22 protein-coding genes are annotated in these 24490 nt (G+C 60.7%); 20 read left to right on the top strand and 2 right to left on the bottom strand.

Translation table 11 applies throughout. The annotated features are described in order from the left end of the window. The first annotated feature begins 17 nt into the window (after positions 1 to 17). From citF to AAC691_RS12425, 8 genes are all read left to right on the top strand, one after another. Positions 18 to 1538, top strand: coding sequence for a citrate lyase subunit alpha (citF, locus tag AAC691_RS12460; RefSeq protein WP_342627127.1), 1521 nt, complete (start codon positions 18 to 20; stop codon positions 1536 to 1538). Positions 1539 to 1555: 17 nt separating this feature from the next. After that, positions 1556 to 2089, top strand: a complete 534-nt coding sequence (citX, locus tag AAC691_RS12455; protein ID WP_342627126.1) for a citrate lyase holo-[acyl-carrier protein] synthase — start codon at positions 1556 to 1558, stop codon at positions 2087 to 2089. Between the two features lie 17 nt (positions 2090 to 2106). Beyond that, the gene (gene citG / locus AAC691_RS12450) at positions 2107 to 3033 is read left to right on the top strand and encodes a triphosphoribosyl-dephospho-CoA synthase CitG (RefSeq protein WP_342627125.1); all 927 of its coding nucleotides are present in this window, start codon (positions 2107 to 2109) and stop codon (positions 3031 to 3033) included. A 61-nt stretch (positions 3034 to 3094) separates the two neighbouring features. Continuing rightward, on the top strand, positions 3095 to 4066 hold the full coding sequence (locus AAC691_RS12445) for an AEC family transporter (RefSeq protein ID WP_342627124.1): 972 nt from the start codon (positions 3095 to 3097) through the stop codon (positions 4064 to 4066). A 187-nt stretch (positions 4067 to 4253) separates the two neighbouring features. Continuing rightward, on the top strand, positions 4254 to 4640 hold the full coding sequence (locus tag AAC691_RS12440; RefSeq protein WP_342627123.1) for a carbohydrate porin: 387 nt from the start codon (positions 4254 to 4256) through the stop codon (positions 4638 to 4640). 55 nt (positions 4641 to 4695) lie between these two features. Then, complete coding sequence (locus AAC691_RS12435; RefSeq protein WP_342627122.1) at positions 4696 to 5649, top strand: AEC family transporter; 954 nt, start codon at positions 4696 to 4698, stop codon at positions 5647 to 5649. Positions 5650 to 5675: 26 nt separating this feature from the next. Further along, entirely contained in the window at positions 5676 to 7337 is a 1662-nt protein-coding gene (locus AAC691_RS12430; protein ID WP_342627121.1) for an acetolactate synthase large subunit, read from the top strand. A gap of 27 nt (positions 7338 to 7364) precedes the next feature. Next, positions 7365 to 8498, top strand: a complete 1134-nt coding sequence (locus AAC691_RS12425; protein ID WP_342627120.1) for a zinc-dependent alcohol dehydrogenase family protein — start codon at positions 7365 to 7367, stop codon at positions 8496 to 8498. Positions 8499 to 8601: 103 nt separating this feature from the next. On the opposite strand, the gene AAC691_RS12420 is transcribed toward AAC691_RS12425, so the two are convergent. Continuing rightward, complete coding sequence (locus tag AAC691_RS12420) at positions 8602 to 10158, bottom strand: ISL3 family transposase (protein ID WP_342627119.1); 1557 nt, start codon at positions 10156 to 10158, stop codon at positions 8602 to 8604. Between the two features lie 417 nt (positions 10159 to 10575). On the opposite strand from AAC691_RS12420, the gene AAC691_RS12415 reads away from it, so the two are divergent. From AAC691_RS12415 to AAC691_RS12360, 10 genes are all read left to right on the top strand, one after another. Then, positions 10576 to 10962 carry a phosphate acyltransferase gene (locus tag AAC691_RS12415; RefSeq protein ID WP_342627118.1) on the top strand — a complete coding sequence of 129 codons (387 nt, stop codon included), beginning with the start codon at positions 10576 to 10578 and terminating at the stop codon, positions 10960 to 10962. A gap of 354 nt (positions 10963 to 11316) precedes the next feature. Next, complete coding sequence (locus AAC691_RS22330; protein WP_408905996.1) at positions 11317 to 11676, top strand: hypothetical protein; 360 nt, start codon at positions 11317 to 11319, stop codon at positions 11674 to 11676. A gap of 523 nt (positions 11677 to 12199) precedes the next feature. Beyond that, positions 12200 to 12415: a CoA transferase gene (locus AAC691_RS12395; protein ID WP_408905995.1), complete on the top strand. Its 216-nt coding sequence runs from the start codon at positions 12200 to 12202 to the stop codon at positions 12413 to 12415. A gap of 55 nt (positions 12416 to 12470) precedes the next feature. After that, a complete protein-coding gene (locus AAC691_RS12390) occupies positions 12471 to 13607 on the top strand; it encodes an ABC transporter permease (protein WP_342627117.1) in 1137 nt (378 codons plus the stop codon). Positions 13608 to 13662: 55 nt separating this feature from the next. Next, positions 13663 to 14424 (top strand): ABC transporter ATP-binding protein, encoded by a 762-nt coding sequence (locus tag AAC691_RS12385; RefSeq protein ID WP_408906107.1) that lies wholly within the window; start codon positions 13663 to 13665, stop codon positions 14422 to 14424. A gap of 3 nt (positions 14425 to 14427) precedes the next feature. Continuing rightward, positions 14428 to 15402, top strand: a complete 975-nt coding sequence (locus tag AAC691_RS12380) for an MlaD family protein (protein WP_342627115.1) — start codon at positions 14428 to 14430, stop codon at positions 15400 to 15402. A gap of 245 nt (positions 15403 to 15647) precedes the next feature. After that, on the top strand, positions 15648 to 16160 hold the full coding sequence (locus tag AAC691_RS12375; protein WP_342627114.1) for a PqiC family protein: 513 nt from the start codon (positions 15648 to 15650) through the stop codon (positions 16158 to 16160). Between the two features lie 400 nt (positions 16161 to 16560). After that, on the top strand, positions 16561 to 17853 hold the full coding sequence (locus AAC691_RS12370) for an MFS transporter (protein WP_342627113.1): 1293 nt from the start codon (positions 16561 to 16563) through the stop codon (positions 17851 to 17853). A 48-nt stretch (positions 17854 to 17901) separates the two neighbouring features. Then, positions 17902 to 19311, top strand: a complete 1410-nt coding sequence (locus tag AAC691_RS12365) for an amidase (protein ID WP_342627112.1) — start codon at positions 17902 to 17904, stop codon at positions 19309 to 19311. A gap of 96 nt (positions 19312 to 19407) precedes the next feature. Continuing rightward, positions 19408 to 20637, top strand: a complete 1230-nt coding sequence (locus tag AAC691_RS12360) for a TonB-dependent receptor plug domain-containing protein (protein WP_342627111.1) — start codon at positions 19408 to 19410, stop codon at positions 20635 to 20637. Here AAC691_RS12360 and AAC691_RS12355 read toward each other — a convergent pair. Continuing rightward, positions 20603 to 21672 (bottom strand): IS630 family transposase gene (locus AAC691_RS12355; RefSeq protein WP_342627110.1). Its coding sequence is split into 2 segments (ribosomal slippage): positions 20603 to 21186 and positions 21186 to 21672, totalling 1071 coding nucleotides; the frame shifts between segments, so codons are not numbered across the junction. The genes AAC691_RS12360 and AAC691_RS12355 overlap by 35 nt on opposite strands. Before the next feature lie 65 nt (positions 21673 to 21737). Here AAC691_RS12355 and AAC691_RS12350 point away from each other — a divergent pair. Then, the gene (locus AAC691_RS12350) at positions 21738 to 22910 is read left to right on the top strand and encodes a TonB-dependent receptor (RefSeq protein ID WP_342627109.1); all 1173 of its coding nucleotides are present in this window, start codon (positions 21738 to 21740) and stop codon (positions 22908 to 22910) included. A gap of 43 nt (positions 22911 to 22953) precedes the next feature. Next, on the top strand, positions 22954 to 24396 hold the full coding sequence (locus AAC691_RS12345; protein WP_342627108.1) for an amidohydrolase: 1443 nt from the start codon (positions 22954 to 22956) through the stop codon (positions 24394 to 24396). Positions 24397 to 24490: the final 94 nt, after the last annotated feature.

Raw genomic sequence — 24490 nt, 5'->3', positions numbered from 1 at the left:
GGACAAAGGAGCAGGAAATGGTTGGTATAATCGAGGCATTGGCGGTTCAGATTCCAGATGGACCCGCCTTTCGGGAATACGCAGGTGCTACCGCCGTCACCCCGTATCTGGATGACAGTGAACAAAAACTTCACCGCAAGATCTGTGGGAGCTTGGAAGATGCCATTAAGAGATCGGGACTGAAGGACGGAATGACGATTTCGTTCCATCACGCGTTCCGCGAGGGCGACAAGATTGTTCTCCAAGTGGTGGATACCCTAGCGAAAATGGGATTTAGTAATCTCACTCTTGCGTCCAGCTCTTTGTTGAACTGCCATGATCCGCTAATCGCGCACATAAAAAGTGGTGTCATCACTCGGATTTTCACGTCCGGCCTTCGTGGTGAGCTCGCCGAGGCGATATCTAGCGGCCTGATGGCGCATCCTGTGCAGATCCATTCGCATGGCGGTCGCGCGCATCTGATTCAGACCGGCGAGTTGAAGATAGACGTGGCGTTCCTGGGCGTGGCCTGCGCGGACGAATTTGGGAATGCAAATGGGGCACATGGCAAGCTCAATTGCGGCTCACTCGGTTATGCAAAAGTTGACGCGGAGTTCGCGCGCTATGTTGTCGTAATGACCGAGGAAATTGTCGAATTTCCAAATTGTCCCGCGAGCTTGTCGCAAGTTCACGTTGATGCTGTCGTAAAGGTAAAGCAGGTAGGTGATCCAGAGCTGATCAGCGTCGGTGCCGCGCGGATCACACGAAACCCGCGGGATCTTCTTATTGCGAGATACGCCGCAGACGTTATCGAACACTCCGGCTATTTCAAGGACGGATTTTCCTTGCAAACCGGGTCTGGAGGGGCCTCGACGGCGACGACACGCTGCCTTGAAGCGAAGATGCAGGAAAGTGGGATAAAAGCAAGTTTTGCCTTGGGGGGAATTACCGGAGAAATTGTCGATCTGCATAAGAAGGGCCTCGTCAAGGTTCTAGTCGATGTGCAGTCGTTCGACGCGGACGCCGCCGAATCGTTGCGAACTTCTCCCACACATGTCGAAATCTCGGCCAGCGAATATGCCAATCCGACATCGAAGGCCGCGTATGTCGATCATGTAGACGTTGTCGTTCTGAGCGCGCTCGAAATCGATCTGGAATTCAATGTTAATGTTCTGACGGGCGGAGATGGCGTGATGCGCGGAGCGTCCGGCGGCCATTGCGATGTCGCCGCCGGTGCCAATCTGACAATCGTCGTCGCCCCGTTGGTGCGCAGCCGAATTCCGACGATCATTCAGAAAGTCACGACGCTTGTTACTCCCGGCGAATGCATTGATGTTCTGGTCACGGATCAAGGTATTGCGGTCAACCCGGCGCGCGCTGACGTAGCCCAGAGACTGAAAGATGCTGGGTTGCCAGTCTATACAATCCAGCAACTGTACGAAAAGGGGATAGCGCTTACCGGTATTCCCGAGCCACTTGAATTTTCGGATAAAATTGTCGGTATCGTTCGCTTCCGTGACGGCACAGTCATTGATGTTGTTCGAAAAATCGCCTGTTGATTGAGTGCGATTTGATCATGGGGGCGGCCGATAACAGGGTAAGTCTTGAGCAAATTCTTGACGCACGTGAGCAAAGGGCGATCCGGCAGGCTCAGGTGCGAGCGCGCTTTGGCAAGGCGGTTGTGTCTATAACGCTTGTCGCCCCCGGACCAGTGAAGGACAGTTCGCGATTGAGGACGGTTTTCCAAGGAGCAATTGCCGCGGTCGAAGCCGCCCAAAAACAATATGGATGGCCGTGTCGTTATCGTGCCGTCACCTTTCTGGAAACCGGACCTGAAGCATTATACGTATTCGACGCCGATATCCGCGCCCTGAAATCGCATCTTGTCTTCCTGGAGAACACCATGCCACTGGGAAGACTATGGGATCTCGACGTTATAGGGGCGGATGGACAATCTCTGTCACGTAAGGAGTCAGGATTCGACGGAAGGAAGTGTCTTGTCTGCAATGCACCCGCTTTTGAATGTGGGCGTTCGCGCAAACATTCATTGGTATCATTAACAAACGCCGTAAAGCGGATCATCGATAACGCCGATGTCGTTATCCTTTGATAGAAAGACTCGGTACGATGTCCCACAGTAACGAAAAATTGGCAGTGAGGATTCGTTGCAACGCGGAACGCGCACTTCTGACTGAACTGTTTTTAACACCGAAACCCGGATTAGTGGATCGGCGCAATAGCGGCGCTCATAACGATATGACACTTCAAACCTTCATCAGAAGCATCAACGCTATTTCTCCTTGGTTCCTGCGATTTTTCGAGTGGGGAGCGTCGAATGCAACAATAGCGCCAGGTGAATGTCTGGCGCTTATTCGGCCCATTGGTTTTGAGTGCGAGACGGCCATGTTCGCGGCGACAGGTGGGATCAATACCCACAAGGGAGCGATTTTCGCCTTGGGGTTGCTTTCGGTCGCCGCGGGGCGTGCCGAGGCTCTTAGGATCGACATTACACGAGAAAACCTGTGTTTCATGGTTGCCGACTTCTGTCACGGTATCGTGGGGCGTGAGCTGGGGAACGCCGGACGCACCCGGACAGCGGGCGAGCGGGTTTACAGACGCTACGGTCTTTCCGGCGCACGTGGTGAGGCAGAGTCGGGCTTTGCGACGGTCCGTAGACTCGCACTCCCGATTTATGATGATCTACTCCAGCAAGGCGACTGTGAAAATCACGCACTCATGCGAGTACTCCTGGAGTTGCTCGCCTTCAATGCGGATACCAACCTTGTATCTCGGGGCGGTGTTGACGGCCTTACGTTCGTTAGGGACTACGCGTCGAACCTGCTTTTACAGAACCCGAAACCTGCATCCGATCTTCTGGATAAGCTCTGTCTCTTTGACGATGCCCTCATAGCCCGCAATCTAAGTCCAGGAGGGAGTGCTGATCTACTTGCGGTAACCTGGTTTCTTGCGCAACTTCCGGCATCAAAAATTTGGACTCTTGAATGCGTCGATCGACATTTTTGTAAAAAAATGAATAGAATTGTAAATACCTAGGCAAATTGCCGAAAAAGTTAACAGATGGGCTTTGAATCCATAAGAAAGGCGATGATTTCTCATGATACTGACGATTTTGAGCACGACGATTCCTATCGTCGTGACGCTGTGCCTGGGTTTTGTGGCTGCGTGGCATCATGACTTCACCGGCAAGGAAGCCGGCACTCTGAACCGCATGGTGATCACTTACGCCGTTCCGCTTTCTATATTTGCCGGGACAATCAGCACATCGCGGGCCTATCTGCTCAAGAGCGTTCCACTCGTTATCGCTATTCTGATTGGCATCATCGGCATGTATGCATTGGTGTATATGTTGTGTCGTCTAGCCTTTCGCTTGACGGTGAGCACGAGTGCTTTGGGCGCGGTAACCGCGGCGGGCCCTGCGGTACCGTTTTTCGGTCCCGCTATCCTTGGCGGCGTCTTCGGGTCTAGCAGCGCTATTCCGATCGCTGTCGCCAGCATTGTCATCAATGTGACGGTCGTGCCGCTCACAATTTTTCTCCTGACACTAGGTAAGGGCGAGAAAGCCATTAACCTACCCGAAGGATCTCGCCAGAGCGTTCCAGGCAGACCCAGGGAAATACTCGTGGCGCAAATCAAGGAAACGTGCAAAAAACCGCTGGTTTGGGCGCCCTTTCTCGGTACGATCATCGTGGTGGTCGGCATCCCCGTGCCGCCTCTCGTCGGGAAGTCGCTTCTTCTTCTGGGAGGGTCCTCTGCGGGTGTTGCGCTTTTTGCGGCGGGTATTGTGCTGGCTGCCTACAAGGTCAAAATCGATCTATACACTTTGCTTTTTGTTTTTCTCAAGAACATTGTACAGCCGGGATTGGTTTTTGGTTGCCTTTTCTGGCTCGGCATAGATCGCGGCATCATTTCTCAGGCTGTAATCACCATGGCTATCCCCGCCATGCCAATCATCGTGATGTTGGCGCTGGAATATGGTGTGGCCGAGGAATCCGCCCCGTCGATTCTCCTGATAAGCACAATTATGTCGCCATTAACCGTAGGCGCATTCATCGCACTGACACATTGATGGGTTGCTCTTGTTAATTGAGTGTCTCACCGAAAATAAGTTGTGTGATTTCACTTGGTTATGATTCATGGGTTTGCGAGAACCTAATGAGATCACGATGGCTCGACTGAAATCACCCGCGCGCAGTATCTAATAGAAGAGGGGTTCGTTATGGACCGCGAGGCCCATCAGGTAGATATAGAGCTCGATGACGAGCGGCGGCATCCTGTTCGGCGGTTTTATTTATAATAACGCGTCGATCAGCGTGTTTCATGAGCAGGAATTCATCGGCCTCACGGCGCCGAGCGTCGTGCCGGGTCGGGATCATGACCGGTTAGGCATCGTATTCTCGCATTACACGTTCAGCTTCGCTCTGCGTCGGGGCGAGGAACTACGCGAAGCCGCCGGCCTCAGCCCCGGTGCCGGCCTGATGGGACCGCAATCCGATGAGGGAATCATGGAAGTCTATTATGGCGCGGCGGTGTGGCGGGGCATGCTGTTTCAGCCGGAATACGAATATGTCGTTCATCCAGGCGGCTCGACCCATATCCGCAACGCGAGCGTGATCGGCTTCAAGGCGACGGCCCTGCTATGACGAGTCCCGCGTGCCGCCCACCTCTCCGTTCCGTGCTCGAAAGGCCGCCGCATCCATGAGTTCGACCATCGTAGAAGCCCTGCTGCCGATCGTCGTGACGCTTCTTCTGGGCTATCTCGCGGGATGGGATCGGAATTTCAGTGGCGATCAGGCGGCCATCCTCAACCGGATGGTGATGCTCTACGCTCTGCCGCTGAATCTGTTCGCCGGCATCATGGCGACGCCGCGCGATCAGGTTCTCTCCGCAGGACCCTTGCTCTTCGTCATCACGCTCGGGATGGTCGGCAGCTACGGCGTCGTGCTGGGCTTCGCCCGCTATCTGTTCCATCGCCCCATCGGCGTGGCTGCGCTGGAGGCACTGGCCATCAGCGGGCCGGCCGTTCCTTTCGTCGGCGTGCCGGTGCTGGGCCATATCTTCGGACCCGCGAGCGCAGTGCCGATCGCGATCGCGAGCCTGTTGATGAATCTCGTGCAGGTGCCGCTGACCCTCATCTTCCTGGTCGCCGGTGCCCAGGCGACGGACGACACGGCCGCGAATGCGCCCAAGGGCGGCAATTTCGTCGACTATGGGGTCCATGCGTGCAAGGAGCCGGTCGTGTGGGCGCCGCTCGCGGCCCTGCTGCTGGTGTTGTGCGGGCTCTCGCTGCCGCACGCGCTTCGTGGCTCGCTGACGCTGCTGGGCCAATCCACCGGCGGCGTCGCTCTGTTCGCATCGGGCATCATCCTGTTCTCGCGCCAGGTGATGTGGGACGGACAGGTGTTCCGCGCCGTCTTCGCCAAGAACGTGCTGATGCCGGCGATCACCTGGGGGACGGCCCTCGTCCTGGGGCTGTCGCCCGCGCTGCGGCAGGAGAGCGTCGTCACCATGGCCATCCCGACCGCCTCGATCGCGGTGATGCTGGCCGTGCAATATCGCGTGGCCGAGCGGGAGATGGCCTCCGTGCTATTCTTCACCACCATGCTGTCCGTGCTTACCATGGGCGCCTTCATCTGGCTGACCAGCCTGTAGGCGCCTCCCAAGAGAGGAATATCGCTATGTCCGATCCGTCAACGACTGTGGCCCAACTGGTCGTCCACTGCCTCGAAGCCGAGGGCGTGCGCTACATGTTCGGCATACCGGGCGAGGAAAACATCCGTCTCGTCGATGCGACCGAGGGCTCCTCCATCCGTTTCGTGCTGGTCCGGCACGAGCAAGCAGCCTCCTTCATGGCCGATATCTACGGCCGCCTGACGGGCCGCGCCGCCGTCTGCACCGCGACGCTCGGCCCCGGGGCGATCAATCTGCTGTTGGGCGTGGCGGACGCCAATACCGACAGCACGCCGCTGGTCGCGATCACGGCGCAGGTGGGGCTCAACCGGATCTACAAGGAGTCGCATCAATACGTGGATCTCGAAAGCATGTTCCGCCCCGTGACCAAATGGGCCGCGACCATGACGACGGCGCTCGCCGTGCCGGAGATGGTGCGCAAGGCGTTCGACCTCGCCCAGCGCGAGCGGCCTGGCGCGGTCTATCTGGCGATCCCCGAGGATCTGGAAGCGACGGCGGCACCCGCCGGGCTCGCCCCGCTCTGCTGCCGTCCGTCGCACGCGACCGCGCCCGACGCGGGCCGCGTGGCGGCAGCGGCGGATATCCTGCGCGCGGCGCGGCGGCCGGTCATCCTGGCGGGCCACGGGGTCGCGCGCGCACGCGCCTCGGACAAGCTGCGAAAGCTGTCGGAGATGCTCAACATTCCCGTGGCGACGACCTTCATGGCCAAAGGCGTGCTGCCCGCGCGACATCCCAATTCGCTGGGCGTCATCGGCTTCATGCGCCATGACTATGAGAATTTCGCCTTCGACGCCGCCGACGTCATTCTCTCGGTCGGCTACGAATTGCAGGAATTCGCGCCGTCGCGCATCAATCCCGCGCGGGACAAGACCATCATCCACGTTCACCGCTTCGCCGAGGACATCGATGCCGCCTACCCGGTCGCAGTCGCGGTCGAGGCCGATATCGATGCCGCGCTGGACGCGTTGATCGCCACGTTCGAGGCCATGCCGGCCGGTCCGTTCAGCACCGATGCGAAGATCCGCGCGATCCTGGAGGCGGAGTGCTCGGCGGGTGCGGCCAACGATGCCTTTCCGCTGGTGCCGCAGCGCATCGTCGCCGACATCCGCGCCGCGCTGGATGACGACGACATCGTCCTTGCCGACACAGGAGCGATCAAGATGTGGATGGCGCGGCTCTATCCCGCGCAGAAGCCGCTGACCTGCCTGATCTCCAACGGTCTCTCCACGATGGCCTTCTCCCTGCCCGGAGCGATCGCAGCCAAGCTGGCATGTCCAGGGCGCAAGGTGCTCGCCGTGATGGGAGACGGCTCGTTCCTGATGAACTCGCAGGAGATCGAGACCGCGGTGCGCGAGAAAATCCCTCTGGTCGTTCTGGTATGGGTGGACAATGCCTATGGGCTGATCAAGTGGAAGATGGACCTGGAACTGAAGCATCATCGTGATGTCGATTTCGGTAATCCGGATTTCGTCAAATATGCCGAGAGCTTCGGCGCGCATGGCTATGCGATCGAGCGCGCCACTGACCTGCTGCCGGTCCTGCGCACGGCGCTTGCGGGTGACGGCGTGTCGATCATTGCGTGCCCTGTCGATTATTCCGAGAATATAAAATTGACTGATCGCCTCGGTGAACTGACGATCGCGCTTTGACAGTCACGGAAAAGAAGGATCAGCATCATGAAAATCCGGGCTGCCGTTCTGCATGAAATGGGGAGGCCGGCGCCTTATGCGCAAAGCTGCCCGCTTTCGATCGAGACCCTCGACCTGGCCGCTCCTGGTCCAGCGGAGGTTCTGGTACGGATCATGGCCACGGGCCTGTGCCACTCGGATCTGTCCGTCATCAATGGCAGCCGGCCCCGTCCCATGCCGATGGTGCTTGGACACGAGTCGGCGGGCGTGATTCAGGAGGTGGGGCAGGATGTGTCGGACTTCGCGGTTGGCGACCATGTGGTGATGACGTTCACCCCGAGTTGCGGTCATTGCCCGATCTGCGCCGGCGGCCGTCCGGCGATGTGCGAACCCGGTGGCGTTGCGAATGCCGCTGGCACGCTGATCGGCGGGGCCGTCAGGCTGAGCTTGGATGGAAAGCCGGTCCATCACCATCTCGGCGTCTCGAGCTTCGCGGATCATGCCGTGGTGTCGCCCGACTCGCTGGTTAGGATCGATCCGGACGTGCCGTTCGCGGAAGCCGCGCTGTTCGGCTGCGCGGTCATGACCGGGGTGGGTGCAGTCGTCAATACCGCGAAAGTCACGATGGGCACGAGCGTCGCCGTGGTCGGGTTGGGCGGCGTCGGTCTCGCCGCCGTCATGGGAGCGCGGGCGGCGGGGGCGGGGGAGGTGATCGCGGTCGATCTCTCGGACACCAAGCTGGCGCTTGCGCGCGAGATCGGGGCCACCATGACGGTGAACGCGGGCTCTATGGATGCGATCGCGCAGGTGAGGCGGCTGTCGGGCGGCGGCGTCGATTATGCTTTCGAGATGGCGGGATCGATCCGTGCCCTGGAAAGCGCGGTGGCAATGACCCGTCGTGCCGGCGGCATGACGGTGACCGCCGGCCTGCCGCCGAAGGATGCCACGCTTTCCCTGAACATCGCCAGTCTCGTGGGTGAGGAGCGGACGCTCGCGGGAAGCTATATGGGAACATGCGTGCCAGTGCGCGATATCCCGCGCTACATGGCGCTATATCGGACCGGGCGCCTGCCGGTGGACAGGTTGTTGAGCAGCCGCATCGCCATCGACGACATCAATGCCGCCTTCGACCGGCTGAGCGCGGCCGAAGCCGTGCGCCAGGTCATAGAATTCCCAGCTTGAAGCAGCTTGCCTATGTCAGTCGCTTAGAGTCTGCTAGATTACGTTGTTGATTTCCAGCGAGAACTGACCCTGTAGGGGCGGAAATTTTCATTGAGAATTGGGTTCATCCGCACTTTGCGTGCATGACACGGGCGCGGAGGAGTTTGAAGCCTGCCCTACCGAACATGGTGCGCTTGATCATCTTGAGGCGGCTGATCTGCCCTTCGACGGGACTGGTGGTCCAGGGGTGGTGCAGTGCGGCCTGAACGGCGGAAAGGTCTCGCCGCAGGCCAGTTACAAAACGGGATAGAGGCGTTCTTTCCCCCGCTTCGAGAAGGGTTTCCAGGGATGCCTGTGATTTTCTGGTAAAGAGATCCTGCATGTCTCTTACCCAGACCGTGGCTTGCGCCAGCACCGGCGCGGCCGTCATCAGGCGCTGGATAAACAGGACGTCCATATCTGACCGGTTGCTGGTTTCGGTCGTGAGCATCCGAGCCAGGTTTCTACCCATGGGCACGGGTTTGATCGGCACCGGATGAGATGCACCTGCCGTGGATCGTCTCGACAAGACCCAGTCCCGGACGCTTCCATATCGACCGGAGAACCCCATGGCGGTGATTTCACGATGCAGACGGGCGGCATTGTGACATCCTTCCTTCAGGCGTCGATCGAGAAAGGTGGCGTAGGGGGTCATGATGCCGGGCCGAAAAATGCGACGCTGCCACGTCGAGGGGTGACCCTGTCGCAACCACCGCCGGACGGTCTTGCGTTCCGCGCCAATTGTCTGTGCGATACGGCTGATCGTCTGTCCCTTCGCCCGCATGGCGGCCGCCTGCCGGTATTGCTCTTCACGCTGTCCCTGACGGGCCTGACTGGACGCAACGGGCCCAGTCTCGCCCGGATCGCTCACCATTCCTGCGTCGACCGGCTGTCCGACCGGGGAGACCTCATTCGTGATATCGGCCATGATGCGCCTGGCCAGAACGGCGTGCCGGTCGACGACGGTCAGGAACGCATCATGAAGATTGCGGATCAGATGCCAGCGATCTGCGACCTGAATGGCGGCCGGGGCGCCCTGCCGAATGCCGTCGGCATAGGCCCCTGCGCGATCACGGGCGACAATCTCGATACCGGGATGATCGCGGAGCCACGCCGCGAGAGTGTCCCCCTGCCGGTCGGCCAGAAGATCGACCACCCTGTTTCGTTCGAGGTCCACGAGAATGGTGCCATAGTGTCGGCCACGCCGCCAGGCCCAGTCGTCGACACCGAGCACGCGGGGCGTTTCAGGCCGGCCGGCGACCGCTGCCATCCTGACGATGCGCCGTATCAGCGTGTCGGCGCTGATGGGACAGCACAGGCGCGCCGCCATACGGGCACCTGCACTCCCGCCCAGCGCGTGGGCTACGTAGGTGTGGAGGTTCGCCAGCCGACACGTCTGCCGCGCGTAGGGAGCCGCGAATTCCCCCAATGGTTCGACGAAGGTTCGGCGCTGACATCCTTTGTCGGTGCAACGAAAACGTCGCACCGTCATCGACAGGGAAACACGGCGTCCATGCGCCGGCATGTCAGAAAGCTTGCGAACATAATGGCTGTGACGTCGATGCGACACCGTCCCACAATCGGGACAGGCTGCTCCATGACAACGGGATTTCGTCTCCACCCACAAATGATCAGCCACCATGACCGGACGACCAGCGGACAAGGACGAAGGGAAATCAAGGGCTCGAACGGCGGACAAGGGCGCGGGATCCGGATCAGTGGTAGATCCTCAGCCTTTCCCAAATCTTCGGCCGCCGTACAATCCCAGCCTGCACGCAAAGTGCGGATGAACCCAAATCTCAGCAGAAATTAACAGCCTGGAGACTGACGTGCTGATGCATGCAGTGGTGGGAGGCGATGGGAGCCTTCGGACAGCGCGCCGCGTCAGCCATGTTTTTTTGATTGCGGATCCCCGCTACGACAATATTATATTCGTTACAGATGGTGCTATCAATATTTTCCCCATCTCTCGATGACAAGCGTGACATTGTTCAGAACGCCATTGATCTGCACATCGGACTTGGTCTAGGCCCCCCCCCATGTCGCGATTCTATCGGCCATGGAGACAATTACTGCGAAGATTCCAATTACTATCGACGCCGCATCTCTGTGCAAAATGTCCGAGCGCGGGCAGATAGCAGGCGGTATTCTGGACGGGCCACTAGCGATGGATAACGCCGTCAATCCCGAGGCCGCAAGAATCAAACGGATAGTTTTCCCTGTCGCAGGGCAGGCCCAGATCCTTGTGGCACCCGATCTTGAATCTGGCAATATGTTCAGCAAAAATCTGATTTTTATGGCCGAAGCCGATTCGGCTGGGATCGTGTTGGGGGTCCGTGTTCCGGTGCTCTTGACCAGTCGCGCCGATAATGTACAAGCGCGCTTTGTGTCTGCCGTAGTCGGCTCGCTGTATGCACATTATCTGGCCGGCCAATCGGTCCATTGAAACGTGAAGTTCGGAGTTGAAAATTCTAGGAAACATGTTTTGGCAGGACATTGAGACGGCCTGAGTGTCTTGTCGAGCACTTTGTACGGCAAAAATTGCCCGATGTCGAATGTCAGTATGACTGATCGTTGTCGCAATCCCCGACGGTTTCCATCCCTTCTGCCCTTTGCGGGAGGTAAGCTCCAAAGAGTTTCTGGTCCTATGATTAAGCTGCTTTTTCGTGAGCGTTCAAGTTTGCGTCGAAGGTCTCCTCTGCTTCGATCGGCGTGATGCAACCAAAGGCGTTGTGTCGGCGTGTGTCGTTACTAGTCGATCCATTTGGGAGTCTCCCATTCGACCTGCTCGCAGACCTCCATGGGCAAGGAACTTGATGACATTGGTCTTGAAAAGGCCAATGATGCTTTCAGCCATGGCATTTTTATAGGAATCGCCGATGCTGCCGACCGAGGTAGCGCTTTCAGCTTCGGTCAGTCTCTCGGAGTATCGGATCGAGGGATCTGGGCGGATTCAACCGGTCGTTGCAACACCTTCGATCATATCCTGTTTGAGTTGTTGGTCGAGCGCTTCCGCGGACATTCGCCATTCGAGTGTTATTCGTGGCCTTGTACTGAGAGCATGGGCAACAACGCTCAGTTCCTTGATGCAATGCTGGCTAAGATCGATACCTTTGAGAGAGTATTGGCGGGGCAAGCTGTTGGTATTGTCAGGTTGTGAGATGAGGTGGATGCCGTTCTCCCCGAACGGCATCGCGATATGCCAACGTGTTGATTGGAGTGGATCTGGCTAAGACAGCCCTCCAGACTCACGCGTCATCCCTGACGAGCGAATTGCTGTTCCGCAAGAAAATTCGTCACCCACAGTTTCTACACTTCATGGTGAGCCAACCACCGGCACTTGTGGTGAGGTGTGTGGCAGCGCCCATTACTGGGTGCGCGAACTAATGAATGCGGGGCACGAGGTAAAACTGATCCCGCCGCAATATGTCCGTCCGTTCGTCAAGCGTCAGAAGAATGACGCCGCCGATGCGGAAGCGATCGTGGCCCGCCAACCGGAAATGCGTTTCGTACGGAGTCATGGTCCGGTACGCATGCCTTTAGCATGCGAAATATCTGATTGTAAAATAATTGTACGCATCAGAATATTTATAAATTCCAAGATAGAATTGATGCGTATCAACCTCCGTCTGTCGGCTTGTGTGGTTTGACATCTGTGCAACACCGCACCGTTGGGGGTTCCGATGACGCTTCCGCTCGAAGGCATCAAAGTTATCGATTTTACCGGTGTGCAGGCCGGTCCGTCTTGCACACAGATGCTTGCATGGTTCGGAGCCGAGGTGCTCAAGATCGAACTGCCCGGCAAGGGTGACGTGACCCGCAGTATGTTGGAAGGGGAATTGATACAGACAATCGGTATTCCATATGCTGAACTCTCTCGGACTTCTGGTCCATGTTGAGAAGTCCTCCACGGCTTTATAAGCCCTGGGAAACACACTGCGATATGGAGAGGCTGTGAACAGTACCGATCGCGGCCAACCGGAATGGTCCCTGCATGCCGGCGACAATGCCAACGTGATCGTCCTGTCCGGCGACTGGATCGCGCAGCAGGGTCATGTCCCCGACTTCCCGTCCGACGGGCTGCACCAGGCCCGGCCGAACCAGCCCCTGACCTTCAGCACCGACGGGCTGGGGCGCTGGGATACCGGGCTGATCGGCTTCTTGTGGGCCCTCAAGCAGGGCGCGGCACAGGCCCAACTCGACATGCGCGCCGAGACCCTGCCGGACGCGGCGCGCAAGCTACTCGATCTGCTGCCCGACCGTCCCGCGCCCGCTCCACCCTTGCCTCGCCGTCGCTTCGCCCCACTGGCCACGATCGGCACCGTCACCATCGACAGCCTGACCGAAATCGGCACCGTGACCGAGCTGGGCATCGAGACCGCCCGCGGCGGCGTGGCCAGCGTGACCGGCCGCGGCCGGATGCGCCTGACCGACCTGATGTCGAACATCCGAGACGCCGGCCCGTCGGCGCTGCTGATCGTCAGCGTCGTGAACTTCCTGGTCGGCGCGATCCTGGCCTTCGTCGGCGCGGTGCAGCTGCGCAAATTCGCGGCCGATATCTATGTCGCCAGCCTGGTCGGCATCGCCATGGTGCGCGAGATGTCGGCGGTGATGACGGCGATCATCATGGCCGGACGCACCGGCGGCGCCTATGCCGCGCGCATCGCCACCATGCAGGGCAACGAGGAAATCGACGCCCTGACGGTCTTCGGCATTCCGGTCTCGAGCTATATCATCCTGCCGTCGATCCTCAGCCTGACCGCCACCATGCCGTTCCTGTACCTGTACGGCAGCCTGGTCGGCATGCTGGGCGGCTTCGCGGTCGCGATCAGCATGCTGTCGGTCACCGGGGCCGGCTATCTTCACCAGACGCTCAATGCCGTGGCGCTGAACCAGTTCGTGTTCGGCTTCGTCAAGAGCATCTTCTTCGCCACCCTGATCGGGCTGACCAGTTGCCGCATCGGCCTGCAGGCCGGCCGCAGCGCCGCCGATGTCGGCGTGGCCGCAACCCGCGCGGTGGTGGTCGGGATCGTGGGCGTCATCGCGCTGGACGCGATCTTCGCCATCATCGCGACGACGATCGGAATCTGACATGGCACCCCCCACCCAGGCCCCCGGACGGGGCGGTACGCGGGACGACATCCTGATGTCCCTCCAGGGCGTCACGCTCGCCTTCGGGCTGAAAGTGATCCAGAAGGATATTTCCTTCGACATCCGGCGCGGCAGCATCTTCGCCGTCATGGGCGGATCGGGCTGCGGCAAGAGCACCGTCCTCAAGAGCATGATCGGCCTGCTGCGCCCCGCCGCCGGCCAGTACCTGGTCGATGGCGACGCCTACTGGACGGCCGACGACGCCCACCGGCAGGCGGTCAGCCGGCGCTTCGGCGTGCTGTTCCAGAGCGCCGCGCTGTGGAGTTCGCTGACGGTCGGCGAAAATGTCGCCCTGCCGATGCAGATGCTCACGAAGATGGACCCGACCACCGTGCGCGACCAGGTGGAGCTGAAGCTGGGGCTGGTGGGCATGCTGCACGCCATCGACCAGTATCCGTCGGAACTCAGCGGCGGGATGAGGAAGCGCGCGGGGCTGGCACGCGCGATGGCGCTAGACCCGGATATCCTGTTCTTCGACGAGCCGTCAGCCGGCCTGGACCCGATCACGTCGGCCCGGCTGGACGATCTGATCCTGAACCTGCGCGACGGTCTGGGGGCCACCATCGTCATCGTCAGCCACGAACTGCCCAGCCTGTTCAAGATCGCCGATGACGGGATCTTCCTCGACGCCAAGACCAGGACCCCGATCGCCCACGGCGCGCCGTCCTGGCTCCACGATCACTGCGACGAACCGCAAGTCCACGCCTTCATGCACCGCGAACGCGAACGCGAAACCGAGTCCGGGAGGACCGACTGACCCATGGCAAATCGAGAAACGATCGTTGGCGCCTTTGTCGTCGGGGGTGTGGCCCTGGGCATGGGGGCCCTGGTCTTCTTCGGCAATTTCAACCTCTTCTCGCCCACCCGGCAGGCCATGGTGGTGTTCCAGGGCTCGACCTCGGGCCTGACCATCGGCGCCCCGGTCACATTCCGCGGGGTCCGGGTCGGCGCGGTCGATTCCATCTCGATCACCTATGATGCCCGAACCCATGCCGCCTATATCCCGGTAACGGTCGAACTCCAGCCCAACCGCATCTCGATCGCCGGCAGGTCAGGCAGCCACCACAGCCTGACCCTGCAGAGCATGATCGACCACGGGCTGCGCGCCTCGCTGAACATGCAAAGCTTCGTCACCGGCCAGGCGGAGATCGACCTCGATTTCGACCCCTCCGCCCCTGCGGTCCTGCACCCCGACATCGTATCCGGCAAGCGGGTTGAGATCCCGACCCGCCAGTCCGCGATCCAGAAGGTGCAGGAAACCCTGACCCAGCTTCCCCTGAAGGAACTGGCCGACAACGCCCAGGCAGCGCTCGCCAGCATCAAGCAGTTGAGCGAACGGCTGGATCAGGACCTGCCTCCGCTGGTCGACAGCATCAAAGAGACCTCCGACCATTCGCGCATCGCCGTCGACAGCGCGACCCACGCCATCCAGGACCTGGAGCAACGGCTGGGTACGACGCTGACGGCCATCGACCGGCTGGCCAATACCGGCACCCAGCAGCTCGATGCCCGCGGCGCCGACCTGCACGAAGTGCTGCGCAACGCCAACGACACGGTGATCCAGGCCCGCGAGAGCCTGTCCGCCCTGCACGACATGACATCGCCCCGCTCGGCCGACCGCGCGAACATCGACTCCACCCTGCGCGACCTGTCCGCCGCCGCCGCTGCCCTGCGCGGCTTCGCCAGCGACGTCGAACGCAATCCGCAACTCCTCCTAATGGGACGCCGCCCATGAAAAACCGCTCTGCACGTCGGTCTGCCGGCGATCCGACGCGCGTTTCTTGCGCTCCGGTGCTCACGGCCATCAAGGCCGCTCCGCTCCGGTGCTCGGAAACACACGCCGGGCGGCCCGCTTCGCGGCCCTCTCGCTCGGCAGACCGGCTGGGAGAACAGCCTCTCCCACGCCGGGATCAACGCGTTCCGGCGTGGCTGGCTGGCCTCGTTCTCCCCGCCCTGCTCGCCGCCTGCGCGTCGCCGCCGGTGCGGTTCTACACGCTGGGCGCGCCGGCCATCGCGACCGGTGCGGTGCCGGTCGGCGCCGTCACGCCGGCAACGCCGACCGTCGCGGTCGCCCGCGTCACCCTGCCCGATTATCTGGATGGCCAGGACCTGATCGCCCGCGACGGCAACCGGATCGAACGCAGCGCCACCGGCCGCTGGGCCAGCCGCCAGTCCCTGGGCGCCACCGACCTGATCACGGCGCGCTTGGCACAAAGCCGCACCGACCTGTTCGTGACCGACCAGCCACAAATCCTGCCCGCCACCTGGCGGCTGGCGGTCAATATCAGCCGTCTGGACATCGCCCATGACGGCACCGCGTCACTGGCCGCCGACTGGTCGATCATCCCGCATGACGAACACCAGCCGCTGATCCACCAGCGCGCCACCCTGACCCGCCAGGGCCCCGCCACGACCGACGATCAGGTCGCAACGCTCACCCAGTCGATCCTCGACGATCTGGCGGAGCGGATCACGGCCGACTGGCCGCGATAGAGGTCACCATTGATATTTTATTTTGTATTGCACGGTAACCGGACGGAAGACGCAGATCATGGCGGCCGCCGCGGTCTAGTTCTGCAGATCGAGAATCTAACCCATAAATATTCCATCCGTATCGGCTTGAACAACGCAATGGGCGCATAACGATAACGTGGATTTGCTTCGAAAAAGTGGAGACCGCTTTCTGAGCATGAAAGGCTCTATCCCTGACGAAGCAACGACGTTTTACGCAAGAATTTGAGGATGAGACGGTTCGCCTGGCACACACACGAGTGGTCGGGCGCGGCGGATCTCGTTATTCATAGCCATGAATAAAATTACGATGCCACATCGCGTCCATATCGATACGGTAATAATGGAAGTATGATGAAAAGGCACCGATATGATTGGCAACATGACGGCCGTCGCCGAAGCAGAGGTTTCAGCCGTCCAAAGCAAGGCCGCCGCAACGTCATCGATCAGCGCCATTATCGCCGCTGTCCTGGGCAATGCCCTGGAAGTTTATGATTTTACCGTCTATAGTTTTTTCTCCACCTATATCGCGCGGGCATTCTTTCCTGACGGCAGCGAGCTGCTCTCGTTGCTCGTCGCGCTGGCAACGTTCGGCGTGGGTTTCTTTGCCCGGCCGTTCGGCGCCGCGATCATCGGCCATTATGCCGACCGCCATGGCCGCAAGCCGGCTCTGACATTGACGATCGGCCTGATGGTTGTGGGAACCGCCGCCATCGCGTTCGCGCCGGACTATGCGCGATTCGGCATCGCCGCGTCGCTGCTGGTCGTTATCGGGCGTCTGCTTCAGGGCTTTTCGTCGGGGGGCGAGATCGGGACCGCCACGACTTTGCTGCTTGAGAGCGCCAGTCGTGACCGTCGGTGCGAGTTGGTGAGCTGGCAGGCGGCAAGTCAGGGCGGGGCCGCGCTTTTCGGCGCCCTGGTCGGTGTATCGGTACATGGACTGATGTCCGAAGCCTCTATGCAGGCCTGGGGCTGGCGCGTTCCGTTTCTGATCGCCCTGCTGATCGGGCCGCTCGGCCTTTATATTCGCAGCACCCTGCGCGAATCGGCGCCTCCCGCGGAGGCTGTCCCCGTCCGCTGGTCGGGCATCTTCGTCAGCGAATGGAAGACGTTGCTGCAGGGGATTCTGCTGATGGCCGGGAGTACGGTGTCCACCTATATCATGATCTATTACATGCCGGTTTATCTGGTGCGTTCGCTCGGTTTTTCCCAGACCATCGCGTTTTCCGTACCCTGCATCGCCGGGTTGGCCATCCTTGTCATCGGACCGCTGGGTGGGCGCCTCGCCGATCGGCTGGGGCTGCGCAAATCCTTGCCAATGGGGCTTGGGGTGTTCCAGATGCTGCTGATCTTTCCGCTGTTTCACCTGTTGGCATCGGAAGCGTCGCCATTCATTATTCTCTCAGTCATGGCGTTATTTTTTGCAACGGGGGCCATCGGAACGGGAGCGGGAACCGCCCTGATGATCGAAGCCTTTCCCTGTCGCCACCGGGCTGCCGGAATGTCCATATCCTATAGTTGCGGCGTGACGATTTTCGGCGGGTTCGCCCCCATGATCGTCACCTGGCTGATCGCCGTCACCCACAATGTCATGGCCCCCGCCTGGTATCTGTTCGCGGCCATGATGGTCAGTATGATGACGGTCATTTTCTTTCCGTCTGAAAATACGGAATAGAAATCAAAAACGAATATAATAATTCTACGATAGCTTCAGGAAATTGAGATGTACGATACATGTACGACCGGTTCGCCGGCCGAACTGAGTGCTGCTTGCCTGGTGGAACGGTATCGCAGCGGCGCGCTTTCGCCCGTCGAGGTGGTTCGCTCGGTGCTGGAGCGGATCGAGGCATGGGAGCCGGCCCTTCACGCCACCTATGCCATGAGCGCCGATGCCGCGTTGGCGGAGGCGCGCGCCTCCGAGGCCCGCTGGCGCGATCATGCGCCGCTGGGTCTGCTGGATGGCGTGCCGGTCACCGTGAAGGAAAACATCGCCAGCAAGGGCGTGCCGTCCCCGCTGGGCAGTGCGGCGACGGACTTGGTGCCGGCGACGCAGGATGCGCCGCCGATGGCGCGGCTGCGGGAAGCCGGCGCCATTCTGGTTACCAAGACCACCATGCCGGATTTCGGTCTGCTGGCGGCCTCGCCGTCCAGCTTCCATCCGCTAACGCGCAACCCGTGGGATCTGAGCAAGACCCCTGGCGGCTCCAGTTCCGGTGCCGCCGCCGCCGCCGCCGCTGGGTACGGTCCGCTGCATGTCGGTACCGATATCGGCGGCTCGATCCGTATTCCCGCCGGTTTCTGCGGCGTATTCGGACTGAAGCCGAGCTGGGGGCGCGTGCCGCACCTGCCGCCCTATTTCTTTCGTGTCACGGGCCCCATCACGCGGGATGTGGCCGACGCGGCGACCATGATGCAGGTGATGTCCCTGCCGGATGACCGCGATTACATGAGCCTCCCTTTCCAACCTGTGGCCTGGAGCGATCTGGCGCATGCCAGCCTGAAGGGGTTGCGTCTGGGCCTGCTTCTGGACCCCGGCAGCGGCCTGTGCCTGGACCCGGAGGTGGAGGCGGCCGTCACGAGCGCCGCCCGAACCTTTGAGGCGCATGGTGCCGATGTGGAACTGGTCGAGAACTGGATCGAGCCCGCCATGCGCGATGGGTTCAGCACGTTCATGCATATCCGGGCAGCGGTAGATCTGGAGGATCTGACACCAGAACAGCAGGCGAGGTTACACCCACAGCTTCGCGAAGCCCTCCTGAAACAGCCTGCTATCGGCGGAAAGGCGTTCTATCGGGCCTACCAAAACGTCCTGGCGATGCGCCAGCGCACTGCGCAGGTGACCGGCCGGTTCAATTTCGTCCTGTCCCCCGTTTCGCCCGTGCCCGCATTTGCCGCTGAATCCTGGTGTGCGAACCCCGAGTCCGGGCTGATGTACGATATCGCCTACACCTGCGTTCATAACGTCTCGGAACAGCCAGCGGCCGCGATCAATTGTGGCTACACGCAAGCCGGCCTGCCTATCGGCCTGCAAATTGCCGGGCGCCGGTTCGACGATATCGGCGTGCTTCGCCTGGCACGCGCATGGGAGTTGATGCGGCCAACGCAACACGCCTGGCCCAAACCGCCCGCCTGAATCGCCGCAGCGCTTCGCTCGGCTCCATTCACCAGATCATTCGGATCGTCTCGTTTTCGGGGATTGCGAAAACCCGCTAAGGGTAAAGGATAGGTCATGTCTTCGCGACAAAGCGCCGCAATTTTCTGCATGCTGTTCGGCTGTACGATCATGTCGGATATTTCGGCACGGGCGGCAGCGGGGCCGAAAAAGCCGGTTCGCGCCGCCCACTCTTCCACCACAGCACCTAGGCGCCAGCCGACCGTCGTCGCACGAGCAAAGGCCCGGGATACCCGCCTGCCGGTCGCGGTGGGCGAGACGGTCGATGTCAACGGCGCGCGCCGGGCCTTCCGCTTTTCCCAGGCGCAGCATAGTGCGGATTCCGCGACCCGCATCACCGCCGAGGAACTGACCAACCGCAATGTCGTCACCATCGCCGACTTGCAGCAGTTGCTGCCGAACGTGACGATCCAGAGCATGAACGGAACCTCGACGATCAATTACCTGCTGCGCGGCGTCGGCATGAACGATTACACGCAGAACGCCATGTCGTCGGTCATGACCTATATCGACGGTGTTGCGTTTCCGCTGGGGCAGATGAGCAATGGCATGATGTTCGACCTTGCTTCAGTCGACGTCACGCCCGGTCCGGTCGGAACGGAACATGGCCAGACCGATACTGGCGGTGAAATCAACATCCACACCGCTGACCCGACGGCGACATGGCATGGCGGGCTGTCGGAAGACATTGCCAGCTACGCGCGCAGCCGCACGAATTTCTATGTTTCCGGTCCACTGTCGCGCACCGTCTCATTCCGCATTGCCGGGCAGGCACAGCAGGGCGGTGGATGGCAGAGCATGCCGCTGGATGGATCGCACCTGGGAGATGCCAACGAAGGGGCGCTGAGGGCGAAACTGAGATGGCAGCCGGACGAGAAGACCGACATCATGCTGACGGGCCATTGGGTGCAGGACGACTCCCAGGTCGTGGCGGGAAAGCCGTTCCTGAACGTCCAACCGGTCGGACCGAGCCCGAATATGGGGTTCTACCAGGCCGAATGGGACCTGCGCCCGCAATTCGCCGCCCTGTTCGGGCGTTCAGCCAGTATCAAGCCTTCGGAACATAACACGTTCTGGGGCGCCGACCTGAAGATGTCGCGGCAACTCGGCTTTGCCACGCTGAGCAGCATCAGCGCGTTCGAGACCGAGCGGATCGGCGAGTATACCGACCAGGATGCCACGCAATACGCGACCGGCGACCAGTACCGCAACGTCGTGGCCAACACGTTCTCGCAGGAACTCATACCAACGGTTATAGACACAGACTTGTGTGAGCCCATTTTCTGAGTCCGATGGATCGGATGGTTTCCGGGAGGGCGGCGAGATTGTTCCAGGCGGAACAGGCGGCGTCGATGATGTGATCGATGCCGTCGAAGACGGTGTTGGACAGCCAGTTGGCGCGAAGGAACTGCCAGATATTCTCGACCGGGTTCAGTTCGGGAGCGCGGGACGGCAGGAAGATCAGGCTGATATTGCGGGGCAGCTTCAGCTTGTCGGTGGTATGCCATCCTGCGCGATCGAGCAGCACGACAGCGTGGGCACCGCGGGCGACGCAGCGTGAGATTTCCTCGATATGCAGTTGCATGCCGGCCGTGCCGATGAACGGTAGCGCCAGGCCGGCGGCTTTGCCGCGCGCCGGGCAGATCGCCCCGAACAGCCAGGCATTCTCGTAGCGCTGGTCGGCCGGCTGGCGTGGCCGCGTGCCGCGCCGGGCCCATTGTCGGACGATCCCGTTCTTCTGGCCGATCCGGGCCTCGTCCTGGAACCAGATCTCGATCGGCTTGCCCTTAGGCAGATGGCCGATATGGGCGTTCAGGATGCGGGGGAAGTTTTTTTAAACGCCTCCATGACGCCAGCGTCCTGACCCGGATGGCGTGGCCGGGCGCTGACATGGGAAAAACCAAGCCGTTTCAGCAGAGTGGACACGTGCCGCTCGTGGTAGACGACGCCGAAGCGCTCCTCGATCACGCGTTGCAGATCGACCCGGCGCCAGCGCACCACGCCATCGCGCTGCCGATCCGGGCCCGCCTCGACCAGGGCCTTCAATTCGGCCTGCTGTGCCCCGTTCAATCGGCAGGCTGGCCCCGCGTGCTGATGATCGCGCAGGCCATCGGGTCCTTCGGCATTGAAGCGATGAACCCAGTCTCGCAATGTCTGGCGATCCATGCCGCCTACGCGGGCCGCATCCGTCCGGCTGGACCCGTCACGGATCGCCGCCAGGGCCAGAAGCCGGCGCGCAGCGTTCGCCTGCTGGCTGCGCGCCGCAAGTCGCCTCAGATCAGAGGCCGAATAGTCATCTCGTAGCTTTACCGCCGCCGTCATCAGCCAGATCCTCCCGCATCAAGAGAATCAGAGCCGGCGCCGTTCGTCACTTCACACACGAGTCAGTGGCTACGTCCTTTGGTATCAGCCTGAAATCGGCGCATCAGCAGAGCCCCTTCCAGTGGAACATCGGGGCTTATTACGATCGCGTCCGCATGGCGCAGCAATTCTTCATGGACTTCACGCAATATCTGCCGCAGCGCGGCTATATGTCCGAAACATCGTACCAGCAGAACCAGCAGACATTTTCGCAGTTTGCGCATCTTTCGTACAGATTTCCGCATAACGTTACCCTGTTTGGCGGCATTACGCATGAGGCAGACGACCGGCAGCTTCTGGGACTGGCCACAAGGCATTTCGGGATCAGCACCCTGAACTTCAACAATGAAGCGACGTCTGCTAACCAGTTCAGCGGCGTTGTTGGCGTGCAGTGGCAGCCTGTCTCAAACCTGATGGCCTATTTCAAGGTCAGCAAGGGGTTCAAGCCCGGAGGGTTTACCGCGAACAATACCGTGGTCCAGGCGCAACTTGCACCCTATAAGCCAGAAACGCTGCTGGCTTATGAGGTGGGCTTCAAGAGCGATATCGTTCCGAATGTCTTTCGCCTGAACGGGGCCGCATTCTATTACGACTACCACGACCAGCAGGTGCTGACGTCGCTTCTCGTGCCGAATTACGGGCCGTTGGGAATGTTCATGAACGCGCCAAAATCACAGATCTGGGGGATTGAACTGAATACGGAAATCCATCCTTTCAGGCATATCTTCCTTAGTGGGAATCTTGGTTACCAGCGTGGAAACTACCAGATATACCAGACGCTTAACACGGCTGCCGTCGCCGCATATGCTCAGACCCATGGTGGTGTGTGGCAGGCCTTCTATACCGATTATTCCGGGACCGATACCGGCATGCCGAAACTTTCCATGAGTGGAACGGCAGAATACCGGTTCAATCCGTTGAACGGATATGAATGGGTCACCGCCGTCGACGGCAGTTATCGCGGCGCGCAGGCCATGTCGCCCGGCGTGACCTCCGGCATGTCCCTGATGCCGTCATATTTCCTGCTGGGTGCGCATATGACGTTCCGGCCTGCTTCCGGCCGCTGGTCTGTGACCGCCTATGCCTCCAACATCCTGCAGCGCCATTACGAGGTGAGCGCTGGCATGGAAACCACCACCTATTACTATATGCCTTCTCCACCGCGCTTCATCGGCGGGCGGTTCGGATTCAATTTCTGAACATTTTTTTTAAAAAGAGAAAATCCTGGAAGGAGAATATTTCATGAGCGGCAATTGCGAGACGATCTGGAGGCTGGTCGATGCCGGCAGCCAGCGCTTTACCGCCCTCAGCGACGCCGTGTGGGAGGCGCCGGAACTCAATTACAAGGAATACCGGTCGGTCGCGCTGCACAAGCGGCGGCTGGAGGAAGAAGGCTTCCGCGTTACCGTCGATGTGGGGGGACTGCCGACCGCCATCATGGCCGAATCTGGGGAGGGTGGGCCGGTCATTGCCTTTCTTGGGGAGTATGACGCGCTGCCGGGGCTGAGCCAGCAGGCGGGCGCGACGGAACGCATGCCTCTGTCGGGTGATGGCAACGGTCATGGGTGTGGACATAATCTTCTGGGTGCGGGCGCCGCGTTGGCCGCGAATGCCATCAGGGAGTGGCTGGCGACCACCGGCACGCCCGGCCGGGTACGGTATTATGGCTGCCCGGCGGAGGAAGGCGGGGCCGGAAAGGGGTTCATGGTGCGTGAGGGCGTGTTCGATGACGTCGATATCGCGATCTCGTGGCATCCGTTCTGGATAGCGGGCGTGGCACCCGCCGCATCGCTGGCCTCGCAGCGGATTGATTTCACGTTTGTCGGGCGGGCCGCCCATGCCGCCGCCGCTCCCTTTCTGGGCCGGTCGGCACTGGATGCTGCAGAGTTGATGAATATCGGGGCGAATTACCTGCGTGAACATATGCTGCCGACATCGCGGATCCATTATGCCTATGTGGATGCGGGGGGCACCGCGCCGAATGTCGTGCAGTCCCGGGCCGTTCTGGCCTATTCCGTCCGCGCCATGGAACTGGACGAAATGCTGAAATTGGCAGGAAGGGTGCGGAGAATCGCGGAAGGGGCCGCGATGATGACGGAGACGACGATGTCGTCGCGCGTGATCAGCGGCATGGCGGAGCTGCTGCCCAACCGCCCGCTGGAGCAGGCGATGCAGCGATGCCTGGAGCGCCTGGGGCCGCCGCGGTTCTCGGAGGCCGATCGCGCTGTTGCCCGAGAGATGCGGAAGACCTTCTCGGAAGGTGAATTGCAGACCGCTCGCCGGCTGCTCGCGCCCCTCGTCCGGGGGAGCGAAGAACTGGTGGTCTGTGACGTGGTGCCGCCCCTGCTGCCTGAGGGGCAGTCGCCCGGCGGGATGATGGGGTCAACCGACGTCGGAGATGTGAGCTGGCAGGTGCCGACCGTGCAGGCCCTCGGCGCGACCTGTGCCATCGGGACGGCGCTCCATTCCTGGCAGATGGTGGCCCAGGGAAAATCCTCGCTTGCGCATACGGGGATGATCCATGTGGCGAAACTGATGGCTGCCACCGCCATCGAGGTGCTGACCCAGCCCGGCCTGCTGGATGCGGCCCGTTCGGCTCTGGCGGACAAGCTGCGTAGGGCCTCTTATGTCTGCCCGATTCCGGCGGATGTCTCGCCGTCGCTCGACCTGGTTCCCGAAATCTGAGACCCTGATTGAAAATGCGGGCTGGTGGCACGGTCGCCTTTTCCGTCCGGTCGTGTCTTGTGACATGGTCTTCGGGCCTTTAGGGTTCTGTTAC

Origin of the sequence: Nguyenibacter vanlangensis, assembly GCF_038719015.1 — a bacterium.
In the GTDB taxonomy this organism is placed as follows: Bacteria; Pseudomonadota; Alphaproteobacteria; order Acetobacterales; family Acetobacteraceae; genus Gluconacetobacter; species Gluconacetobacter vanlangensis.
The sequence above is the reverse complement of the archived record's forward strand: the minus strand, read 5'-3'. Positions and strand labels throughout refer to the sequence as shown.